The sequence below is a fragment of the Bythopirellula sp. genome (assembly GCF_041737835.1).
Lineage (GTDB): Bacteria > Planctomycetota > Planctomycetia > Pirellulales > Lacipirellulaceae > Bythopirellula.
Genome location: NZ_JBGSQY010000031.1, coordinates 279,521 through 290,776 on the forward strand (window position 1 = coordinate 279,521; position 11,256 = coordinate 290,776).

General features: G+C 55.0%; 9 protein-coding genes. 5 read left to right on the forward strand and 4 right to left on the reverse strand.

Translation table 11 applies throughout. From position 1 onward, the window contains the following. Nucleotides 1-30: 30 nt before the first annotated feature. Nucleotides 31-1,293, reverse strand: a complete 1,263-nt coding sequence (locus AC6T8Q_RS10500) for a hypothetical protein (protein WP_500679035.1) — start codon at nt 1,291-1,293, stop codon at nt 31-33. Nucleotides 1,294-1,876: 583 nt separating this feature from the next. Further along, complete coding sequence (locus tag AC6T8Q_RS10505; protein ID WP_500679036.1) at nt 1,877-2,929, reverse strand: hypothetical protein; 1,053 nt, start codon at nt 2,927-2,929, stop codon at nt 1,877-1,879. Between the two features lie 206 nt (nt 2,930-3,135). Here AC6T8Q_RS10505 and AC6T8Q_RS10510 point away from each other — a divergent pair, with 206 nt between their 5' ends. The 5 genes from AC6T8Q_RS10510 (at nt 3,136) to AC6T8Q_RS10530 (ending at nt 7,618) form a co-directional block, all read left to right on the forward strand. Beyond that, a complete protein-coding gene (locus tag AC6T8Q_RS10510) occupies nt 3,136-3,870 on the forward strand; it encodes a lipoate--protein ligase family protein (protein WP_500679037.1) in 735 nt (244 codons plus the stop codon). 95 nt (nt 3,871-3,965) lie between these two features. Beyond that, nucleotides 3,966-4,538 (forward strand): NUDIX hydrolase, encoded by a 573-nt coding sequence (locus AC6T8Q_RS10515; protein ID WP_500679038.1) that lies wholly within the window; start codon nt 3,966-3,968, stop codon nt 4,536-4,538. Between the two features lie 313 nt (nt 4,539-4,851). Beyond that, complete coding sequence (locus tag AC6T8Q_RS10520) at nt 4,852-5,292, forward strand: YkgJ family cysteine cluster protein (RefSeq protein ID WP_500679039.1); 441 nt, start codon at nt 4,852-4,854, stop codon at nt 5,290-5,292. 158 nt (nt 5,293-5,450) lie between these two features. After that, entirely contained in the window at nt 5,451-6,779 is a 1,329-nt protein-coding gene (gene hisS, locus AC6T8Q_RS10525) for a histidine--tRNA ligase (RefSeq protein WP_500679040.1), read from the forward strand. A gap of 278 nt (nt 6,780-7,057) precedes the next feature. Continuing rightward, nucleotides 7,058-7,618 carry an HYExAFE family protein gene (locus tag AC6T8Q_RS10530; RefSeq protein WP_500679041.1) on the forward strand — a complete coding sequence of 187 codons (561 nt, stop codon included), beginning with the start codon at nt 7,058-7,060 and terminating at the stop codon, nt 7,616-7,618. Nucleotides 7,619-7,976: 358 nt separating this feature from the next. Here AC6T8Q_RS10530 and AC6T8Q_RS10535 read toward each other — a convergent pair whose 3' ends face one another. Both AC6T8Q_RS10535 and AC6T8Q_RS10540 read right to left on the reverse strand, forming a co-directional pair. Next, nucleotides 7,977-9,146 (reverse strand): DegT/DnrJ/EryC1/StrS family aminotransferase, encoded by a 1,170-nt coding sequence (locus AC6T8Q_RS10535; RefSeq protein ID WP_500679042.1) that lies wholly within the window; start codon nt 9,144-9,146, stop codon nt 7,977-7,979. 383 nt (nt 9,147-9,529) lie between these two features. Next, nucleotides 9,530-11,026 carry a PQQ-dependent sugar dehydrogenase gene (locus AC6T8Q_RS10540; RefSeq protein ID WP_500679043.1) on the reverse strand — a complete coding sequence of 499 codons (1,497 nt, stop codon included), beginning with the start codon at nt 11,024-11,026 and terminating at the stop codon, nt 9,530-9,532. Between the last annotated feature and the right edge of the window lie 230 nt (nt 11,027-11,256).

The following is an 11,256-nucleotide window of genomic DNA, read 5'->3' on the forward strand; positions in this document are numbered from 1 at the left end:
GCCAAACCAGCGTCATCCGCGTACTCTCTCTTAGAGCGCCGAGGCCAACTGCAATTCTTCCTGCTCTTCGACCTTGGCCGTCGCGTCAGTCGTCGCAGCAGCGGGCTCGGGGGTTAATGCTGGCGCCGACTCAATCACCGTGCCATCGCAACCACACGGCACTTTGAGCATCACCGTCCGCGGTACACGCAGCGTGTAAGTGACCGGCACTTTCTTGCAGATCGTTTGTGGCACTTGCACGGTTTGCCTTTCTTCGACCATTTTGCAGACGCGGACATTGAACTGCTCGACACGTTCCTCTTGCACAAACCGGCAAGTGGTCACGGGAATTTGACGAACACGTTCTTCTTGCACCATCCGGCAAACCTGCACGGGAACTTGCTGCTCGACTCGCTCAACAACCTGACGGCACGTCGTGACGGGCACCATCCGAACTTGCTCTTCTTGTACCATCCGACAAACGCGCACCGGCACCTTGCGGCAAACTTCTTCGGCCACCTGCCGACAAACCGTCACGGGCACTTTCTGCACAACTTCCTGGGGGCACATCGTCGTCACGGGAACTTGCACCGGCACGAGATTCGGCTTCCAAACTCGCTGCACCACTTGCTGTGGTGGCGACTGGACATTGGCCCAAACGAGACCAGGACGCTGCACTTGAATCTGACCCGTCACGGGATTCAAAACTTGGGTGGCCGGCATCCACGTCAAACCGCGGCGCTGGAGTTGGCCGGGCACGACCGACACTTGATCGACAAAACAACCTTGATCGGCCATCTGAGTTTGAAACGTCGTCACGGGCTGCATCACCGTGTAGCGGCGTTCTTGCTCCACGGTTTCGTTCACGGGACGCATCACGGTGAAACGCTCCTCGCGTTCGGCCGTTTCCCAAACTTGCCGTTGTACGGTGAAACGCTCTTCACGTTGGCTGGTTTCTACCACGTTGCGAACGCGATTGTAGCTCGCATCGCGCATTTGAGTTTCAAACACGGGGCGGTTCACCACGAAACGCTCTTCCCGCATGCTGGTTTCTTGCACGGGACGCGTCACGGTAAAACGCCGTTCGCGGGCTTGTGTCTCCCAGACGGGAACCATCCGCGTGACTTGCTCTTCACGGAACACGGTTTCCGTTTCCATGCGGAAGGCCGTCACTTGTTGTTCCTCGTAAACCGTCTGGCACTGCAAACGGAAGGAAGGTGCACAGCACGTGTCGCATTGCGCGAAACTTTGCGATGAACTACCAGCGAGCGAAACAACGGCCACAGCCACGGCGAACCAAGTACAGCGGTTCATGACACACACCCCAAACAATTTGGACAAGAGACACATCCGCCGACGACCCACTCACACAGCCAGTCATCAGGCGGACAAAAAGGACCCTCTACAACAGTGTTGCGGACAAAGTGCGCCGAGGCAAAAAAATTTATGCTTCATTGACTCGCTAGCAACTTGACGTTGCAAAAAAACAACATCTGCTTTTGCCCTCGGCATACAACTGTCTTTACTGTGCGCGCGTGCCATCGGTTCAAGCAAGTCTTCAAGGCCTTGCTAGCAAAAAAAGAATAAACGGCCGCCTATGCAGCCACTACAACCGGCAGGGTTTAACACGTTGCAAGCAAAAACTTGCTATCGAAGGAGAATTCCGCTCAAGAAACCGGCCCGGAAGTGGCGGATGAAAGGGGATTTTTTTACAGGAGTCAACAGAGAGAGCAGAGAAAAATTAACATACAGAGAACACTAATAACCACTAATCTTCGCTAACGAATAAACAAAAATTAGTGTTTATTAGTGGTAATTAGCGTTCTCGTTTCTGCCTTCTCTGCTACCTTCGTGATCTCCTGTTCATCCGTGTTCTATGGATTCTCAACGACACGGTCTAAAACTTCTCTCGCACTTCCTTCGCACGATCGATAAGTGGCAACGGAACCGCACCTTGCTTTTCCCAGGTGGGAGCCGTGGCAATGAAGTTCTCGAGAGCTGTCCGCAACGCACTGAAATCCGCGTTCGGATTCTTTTCTTTGATCACCACCACGGCATCGAGCGCATTCTTGAGAATCGTATTGCGTTTGCGCGTTTGCAGTTCAGGACGCGATTCCCCTTTGATGCTCGTCGCTAGCGATTCCAAATCGAGCATCTCCTCCAACGGCGCGACGGCTAGCAAACTCCCTCGCCGCGCCAAGCCCGTCGCCGCGTTGTACCGCGCGTCGGGATACAAATCCTCGGCCAGCTTTTCAAGCTCTTCATTGAGTCGCGGATCGGCATCAGGGGATTGTGTCATCACCCCCAGCGCAAACGCGGTCCGCGAGCGAATCGTATCGCTCTTGTCGTTGGCCAGATCGACAAACGTCTCCACAAGTTCGTCGCTTCCAATCGCCTGGGGAGGTTCCGCCGTGCGAAACGTCTCGGCCAGCACCGCAATCGCATTGATCGCATCCCCGCGCACGGCCTCGTCGACGTCGTCGTGGGCCACGGTCAATAGCACGGGCAGACCATTGTCGACGTGAAATGCCCCCAGCGCCGAACACAAAAACGTCCGCAACTTCACCGAGTCGTCGTCGGTCCGCGCCGCCTCATGCTCTTCCTGCAAAAGCTTGGCCAACTCGTCGGCTAGTTGAGTGTTCGATTTCAGCTCGGGATTACGTTTCTCCGTTCGCAACGCATTAGCTAGCTCAAACGCCTCTTGCCAGCGGTTCTGGCTCGAACTGCGGAGCGCGGCTACGATCTCTTGGGGGTCACGTTCCCCCGTCGTGGCCAGCGACGTCACCAACCAGCCCAACAACACCACGACCAGCACGATCACGGCCGGGATCACAAACAATTGCAAGATGAACCCCGCGCTGGGGGGCTCAACCGGGGGCAACAATTCATCCGCCGCCAAGGGACGCGGAGCGTTAGGATTGGGAGGCAATGGGTCGGGGTTGGAAGACATGCTCTACCATGGGAAAATGAGCCGAAAGGTAATCTTTTAGGTTAACACAACGACCCAAAACCGACGAGAGCCTCACCATGTCCTCCAACTTCAAAAAGCGATTAACTATCTAGATTCGAGACGGAACCGCTCATCGACGCTAATGTCCGCTCATGAGACTATCGCGTTTATTAGCGTACCTCAGCGGTTCCCTTAATTGTTTTCCTATGTTTTTTCTTAACCATACTCTACCGCTGCCCGCCGAAAATCTCGCCCTCGACGAGGCCCTGCTCGCTGCCTCCGAAGCCGGTGAAATCGCTGGCGGGACCTTGCGACTGTGGGAACCCGACGAACATTTCGTGGTGCTCGGCCGGTCGTCGGACCCGGCCGTGGAAGTCAATCTCGCAGCCTGCCGCGCGAAGAAAATTCCCGTGTTACGCCGAGCCAGTGGCGGTGGCACGATCCTCACGGGGCCCGGCTGCCTGATGTACGCCGTGGTGCTCAGTTACGACGAACACCCCGCAACAAAATCGATTACCCACGCCCATCACTTTGTGCTCAATCGAATCGCGGCGGGGCTCGCACCACTCGTCCCAGGCATCACACTTGCCGGCACCAGCGACCTCGCCTTTCGCACCACCGCAGGCTTACAAAAATTCTCCGGCAACGCCCTTCGTGCGAAGCGCACCCATTTCCTCTACCACGGCACGCTGCTTTACGACTTCGATCTCGACCTCGTCGCCACGGTCTTAGCCCAACAAACCCGCGAACCGCAGTATCGCGCGGCACGAGCGCATCGTGAGTTCGTCGCCAACCTACCCTTGAGTCGCGAACAAATCGTCAACGCTTTAACCGTAGCTTGGAACGCCAAGCAGCCACTCAACACTTGGCCACAAGAACAAATGCAGTGCATCATCAAACAAAAATACATCGGCAATCCTCAATGGGTCATCATTAAGTAATTGAAACGCAGAGATCGCAAAGGTGCAGAGACACGCAAAGTTTCTCTCTGCGAACCTCTGCACCTTCGCGTACTCTGCGTTAAAATCAATCTGCCATGCACCGCCAATCCCTGCTCAAACTTCTGGATCGCTACGCCACTCGTTGTCCCGATGAAAGCGAGGTCACCGACCGAATTCGTTTGCTCGTCATAACTCACTCCAACTGTTTCGAGCGAACTTGCCGCCCGGGGCATATCACCGGCTCGGCATGGGTCTTGTCGCACGACCAGACTCGCTGCTTACTCGTCCATCATGCGAAGCTCAATCGGTGGCTCCAACCGGGGGGACACGCGGACGGCGAGACAGAAATCGCGGAAGTCGCGCTCCGTGAAGCGCGCGAAGAAACCGGACTCACACGGCTAACGCTGCCCAAGTTTGCTGGCCAACTTGTGCCGCTCGATCTCGACGTGCATCTCATCCCCGAGCGACGTAAACCCGATGGCTCGCTCCTCGACGATACCCACGAGCATCACGACGTGCGCTTTCTCCTCATCGCCGAGCCCGATCAAGAAACGGTCCTCAGCGAGGAATCGCACGCCCTCGGCTGGTTCACCCACGACGAAGTCCTCGCGCTCACCAACGAGGAAAGCGTCCTAAGGATGCTCCGCAAGGCCGGGCCGAAGAAATAGAACGCGGATGAACGCGGATGGGGCTGATCTTCGCGGATTTTTACAGGAGGTAGCGGAGAGAGCAGAGAAGAACTGGAGCTAATAACCACTGATCTTCGCTAATAAATTATTTCTTCATTAGTGTGCATCAGCGGTTATCAGTGTTCCTAAATCCCTCCTCTTCTTCCTCTGCTGACTCCTGTTAATCCAATCCGTGTGAATCCGCCCAATTCGCGTTCTTCTGCGTTCTATAACTCCCCAGCTGCTTCTCAATTCCCCTCGCAAATGCTAAGGTAATGATCTGAAATTTCCGTAATTCCCCAAGGATTCCCCTATGTCCGCCGGCTTCGGTCTGACCACCATCAATCGCGACGAACTCCCTGAAGGCAAAGTTCTGTGTGAATATTGCTCGGCGAAGTGCTGCCGTTATTTCGCGCTGCCGATCGACACGCCCGAGGAGTTCAAGGATTTCGAATACATCCGCTGGTACCTGCTCCACGAACGGGCCAGCATCTTCAAGGACGACGGCGACTGGTATCTGCTGGTCCACACGGTCTGCAAGCACCTGCAGCCCAACAACATGTGCGGCATCTACGAAACCCGGCCGCAAATCTGCCGCGAGTACACGACCGACAATTGCGAATACGACAGCGACTGGACTTACGACTTTTATCTGGAAACCGCCGAGCAAGTGTGGGAATACACCGAAGCGGTGGTGCAGCCTAAAGGCCAAAGCATCCGCAGCCGCAAACCCGAGCTCTTACCTGTCTTGTAATTTTTGAACCACAAAGGACACAAAGAGCACAAAGAAAAATAGTGTTCAATGCAAAATGCGCAGTTGTACATGCTATACGCTTGTAGTCATTCCTTGTAATCTTTGCATTTAATATTTTCTACTTTGTGGCCTTCGTGTCTTAGTGGTCAGAGTTCTCAATGATCCAGCCCCGTACACTCAAAGGTTTTCGCGATTATTTGCCCGCGACCATGATTCCGCGCGAGTGGATCATCGACGTTGCGCGGCGGGTGTATCGTTCCTACGGCTTCGCACCCATCGATACTCCCGCGCTCGAGCATCTCGAAATCCTCACCGGCAAGGGGAGTGACGAAACCGACAAACAGCTTTATCGCTTTCAAGATCACGGTGGCCGGGACGTCGGCATGCGGTTCGATCTCACCGTGCCTCTCGCGCGGTTTGTGGCCCAGCACATTCAAGAACTCGGCACGCCGTTTAAGCGGTATCACATCGCCAACGTCTGGCGGGGCGAGAACACTCAGCGCGGCCGGTATCGCGAGTTCATGCAGTGCGACTTCGACACCATCGGCACTCTGTCCAACTCCGCCGACATCGAGATGGTGCTCGTCGTGCACGATCTGTTCTCGGCAATTGGTTTTACTGGGTTCACCATCCACGCCAACAACCGCAAGGTCCTCAACGGCCTACTGGAGAAACTGGGCCTCAAGGAACAATCGACGCACGTCCTGCGGGCGCTCGATAAATTGGCCAAGGCCGGCCCCAACGCCGTCGCCGCGGAACTTACCTCTGCCGCCGGGGCGACGACCGACCAGATCGATCAGATTTTGCAACTCGCCGAGCTCACCGGTACGAACGAGCAGATTCTCAGTAAACTCACATCCTTGCTCAAAGGTAGCGAAACCGGTGAGCGGGGCCTTGCTGAACTTTCTGAAATGACGAGCGCTCTCGCTGCCGTCGGCATTCCGAGTGAACGCTTTATGATCGATGTCTCAATCGCCCGCGGCCTCGACTACTACACCGGCACGGTGCTCGAAACCTTCTTGGACGAGCTCCCCGAGATCGGTAGCGTCTGTAGCGGGGGGCGTTACGACAATCTGGCCGAGCTGTACACCAAAGAGCATCTCCCCGGCGTGGGGGCCTCACTGGGTCTCGACCGCTTGCTCGCGGCGATGGAAGAACTGGGACGCATCGAGAAGATCGCCACCCCCGCCCCCGTGTTCTTGCCGTTCTTCGACGCTTCACGGCGGAACGATTACTTAAAGCTCGCCGCGCAAATCCGCGCCGCTGGGATCGGCGTCGAGTTCTATCCCGAGCCCAAGAAACTTGGTAAGCAATTGCAATACGCCGACCGCCGGGGTTTTCGCATTGCCTTAGTGGCCGGCGAAAACGAATTCGCCGCCAACGAGTGCCAAGTGAAAGATCTCGCGTCAGGCGGCAGCACAAGTGCCTCGCTCGCCAACGATGCCGCCGCAGTGGTGACACAAATCCAGCAAATTCTGGGGAGCTAACAACAGAAGTTTCTGTATGTTATCTGTTGCAAGAGGAATTCCACTCGAAGAATTTTTATCGCAGAGGTCGCAAAGACGCAGAGATTCGCAGAGAATATCATGTCATTCCGACAGGAGTTCCGCGACTGGAGGAATCGGTGTTCAAGCTGTTTACGGTTTGCTAAACGAGCGAAGCTTCTCGGCTAGATTCTTCGGTCGTCGGGACTCTCTCAGAATGACCAGTTAGTCTCTGCGATTCTCCGCGCCTCGGCGTTCTCTGCGTTTAATCCTTAACTCGAATGGCCAAACGCCACAACCATTACGAGCTCGCCTTCGAAGCCTATCTGCGGCAACAGCGGGTGGCCTATGTTGCGGTCGACGAACAACGTCGCAGTCTGATTGCCGGCGGTTCGCTCAAGAATCTGGACTACATCGTCTCGCCCTCCGACAGCGTGTCGCTGCTCATCGACATCAAAGGACGCCAGTTTCCCTCGGGCACGAAACAAAAGCAGTATTGGCGAAACTGGTCCACCTGGGACGATCTGGTGAGCATGGCCCACTGGCAAGACAAGCTCGGTGCCGGCAGCTTGGCCCTGTTGGTCTTTGCCTACGAAGTGGTGGGGAACCGCTCACCCATCGAGGCTTCGCGGCTGTTTGCCTTCCGGATGCGGCTCTATGCCTTCCTGGCGGTCCGCACGGTGGACTACATCCAATTTTCCCGCCCCCTGTCGGCCAAGTGGCAAACCGTCAGCATGCCCACAGCCACGTTCCGTCAGGCAGCTTTTCCGCTCGATACGATCCTCGGCCCCACAAAATCCGCCGAAAGCACGTTGGTTGGCTCTGCTGCCCATGCCGATTAGAATAAATATATACGGCAGGGAATAGAGAGAACTGAAGTGGAGTAACCACGAATCAACCGAATCACACGAATTATTTCTTATTCGTTAGATTCGTGATTTCTCTTGGTGCCCCTCTGCGACTTGGCGATCTCTGCGTTTCAAAATAGCGTCCATCAGCGGTTTGAAAAGGTTTTGTTATGGCTTGGGGAATTGTCTTACTCTGCATCGTTCTCGGTTCCCTCTGCGCATTGCGCCCCAGTGGCCGCGCCGCCGACTTCCGCCGCGTGAAAGCGGAAGATTAAACCGCTTATTAACGCTAATGATCGCTAATTACAATTGTTATTAGCGCCGATTAGCGTCCATCAGCGGTTCAAAATTTCTACGCCGCGCGACGACCTGCCGCCAAGCCGAAGTACTCGGCGATCGAACCGATCACATAGGACTGCTCCTCGGCGGTGAGGCATTCGTAGATCGGCAGGCTCAACACTTCGTCGCACGCCCGTTCGGTGACGGGCAAGCTGCCGGGTTGATGTCCTAAGAAGGCAAAACACTTTTGCAGATGCAGCGGCACGGGATAGTACACCGCCGAGCCGATCTTCCGCTCGTTCAAATGCTTTTGCAGGTTGTCGCGTTCGCCGTCCCGCACCCGCACGGTGAATTGATTCCACACGCTCACGCAACCTGGCTTGACGGTCGGAATCGCGATCCGCGCATCGAGCCCCGTCCGTGCGAATTCCTTGGCATAGGTTTGCGCGTTCTTGGCCCGACCGGTCGCACAGGCTGCGAGTTGCGACATTTTTACGCTGAGCACGGCCGCCTGAATCGAGTCAAGCCGACTGTTGATCCCCACTTCGTGATGATAGTAACGCGGATACTGGCCATGATCGCGCAAGATTCGCAGCTTGTCGGCAAGCTCAGCGTTGTCGGTCGTAATGAGACCGCCGTCCCCCATACCGCCGAGGTTCTTGGTTGGATAGAACGAGAAACAGCCGAATTGTCCCAAGGCCCCCGCACGGCGATGCTCGAACTCAGCACCAATCGCTTGACAGGCATCTTCGATGACGGGAATGTGCCCCGCATCGCGGGCAATCGCGTTGATCGATCCCATGTCGGCACACTGTCCGAACAAATGGACCGGCATGATCGCTTTGGTCCGCGGCGACAACTTGCGCGCGATATCCGCCGGGTCGATGTTGAATGTTTCTGGCACGATGTCGGCAAACACGGGAGTCGCGCCCAATCGTGTCACGCTGCTGGCCGTCGCAAAGAACGTAAAACTGGGGATGATCACTTCATCGCCCTTGCCGATTCCGAGTGCCATCAGCGCAAGCAGCAAGGCATCGCTCCCCGAGGCACAACCGATCGCGAAACGCGTCCCGCAATAACGTGCCATTGACTCTTCAAACTCTTTCACCGCCGGGCCGTTTACGAACGCCCCGCTGGCACATACGCCTTGAATGGCCGCGTTGATCTCGGCGCTGATCGGACCGTTCTGACGATTGACGTCAAGCATGGGGACCGAGGTGGGTTGTGCATCCGTGGGTGCCATATCGTTTCTCCAGAGCTAAATAGCCGTCCCATCCTGGGGCGGTTTGGGAAAGAAGAATACGACCTCGCTGAGCGGCCAGCAAGTTCATTTCTCACCTAGAAAACAAGTCATAGAACGCGGAGAAACGCGGATTGGGCGGAGGGGGCGCGGATTTTACAGGAGAGCGCGGAGGTAGCAGAGAAGATGAAAACCAGAACGCTCATCGACGCTAACAAACACTAGTTTTTGAATTAAGCGAAGATTAGGGGTAAAGAGTGTTCTTGAATTTCCTCTGCTTTCTCTGCTCCCTCCTGCGAAAAAATCTGCGCAAATCAACTGCATCGGTGTTCATCCGCGTTCTATTCTTCCACGGATCATTGAAACCGTTGTGCGCAAGTAGGCAATTATCTTTTGCGCCTGATACAGAATGTGGCCACAAAATTCATAGCGATAACAATAGCAGTCGGCTCAGGAATGGCTATGGCCGTCGCCACTGCCTCCTGTGAAAAATTTCTCTGCCAAATTAAAAAATCACGGCCATCGGTGTCCGTGTCTCCGTCGGCATCGCCACGATCATCAAGGCCGTAGCTATCTTGCCAAACAATCAGATCGTCCGAGTCGACATCGCCGTCACGATCGAAGTCGCCGGGTACGATCTCGATGGGAGCAGCGATGATCTTATAAACATCGCCTCGAATGCGATCGAAAAAATAGAGTTCCCCTTCGGAGTCTTCACCAAAAGAGACAATCGAGTTGTACTCACCTCCCGTGACTGGGTCGATCAATTCGGCAGTGCGATCGATTAAATCGACGACATTCGTTCCGTCATACCGAAACGAGGTGAAGGCCCCCGTCACAGCGTCGGTAAAAATATAATGTCCCTGAAATCCCGGGATCGCCGAACCGCGGTAAACATAGCCACCGATAACCGCTGCTCCATCGCCGCGGGGATAATAATAAACCGGATCAATCGCGCCCTCGGGAATGGGGTCAGGATAGGCGGGATGATCAAACGGTCCTTCCTTGGTTCGCCAACCAAAGTTTTGTCCTCCGCCGGAATTCGCTGGCAAGATATTGATCTCCTCATACTGCACCCCGCCTACGTCGCCGATATAAAGATCACCCGTCAAACGATCGAACGAAGCTCGATAAGGATGACGCAAACCCATCGCATAGGCATCTCGAATCACGCCGTTAACCACAAATGGATTTGTGCCAGGTACCCCATGATTCTGTAAGTCATTAAACGGATAATCATCCACGTCAACACTGATTCGCACGATTTTGCCTTGCGGACTGATGGGGTCCTGAGCCGGCAAACCGGCCAGAGGTCCGCCGATCGCACCGCCATCGCCCGTGCCAATATACAGATAGTTATCAATGGGACTAAAACCGAGCCAACCGCCGTTATGGCTTCCGGAAGGATTATCAAACGAATAAATTTCTCGCCGTGAGTTGGGATCAGCGACTAAGGGATTCTCGATAGAACGTTGATATTCAACGATCTTCACCCGCCTGTCCTCTAGGTCGAACAGATTGAGATAGAATTTACCGTTCACAGCATAGTCGGGATGAAAGGCAAAGGCCGACAGCCCCGCTTGCCCCCCTGTGATGTTAGGCAAATCCAAGAATGTGGTGAGCTGCTTCGTCTGGAGATCGAGAATCTTGATCGCTACGTTGTTCTGCTCTGAAATGTAGAGCTTGCCCGTTTCTCCCGCCGGGGCGGCTCCAAAGACGGGAGCACTCAGCCCCGTGCCAATTACAAGTTCGGCCTGAAGAGTGACCGCACGGGCTGGTAACACTCCCATCGGCACGACCAAGAACAAGCCACTAAGAAGACACCACGATACGGTGGCGCGTGAACATGTCAATAAACTTTGCGGCCAAAGAGGATGACTCATGAGTAGGAATTTCTGGCTTGTGCGGTTGCTTGATGACCCTTGATTTTGTGTGAGCCAGACCTGCAAGTCAAATTGTAAACAAGATTTTTATATCCAGTTCCGCTCGTGTCGACCGCCGAAATGACCTTACCACTGCCCAATAGCTGCCATCCCTAGGGTGTTAAGGAGTTCAGGACATTTAAAGATCATCATTAATTAGTATCCCGCGTCGGTTTTCTTGTTAACGTTAT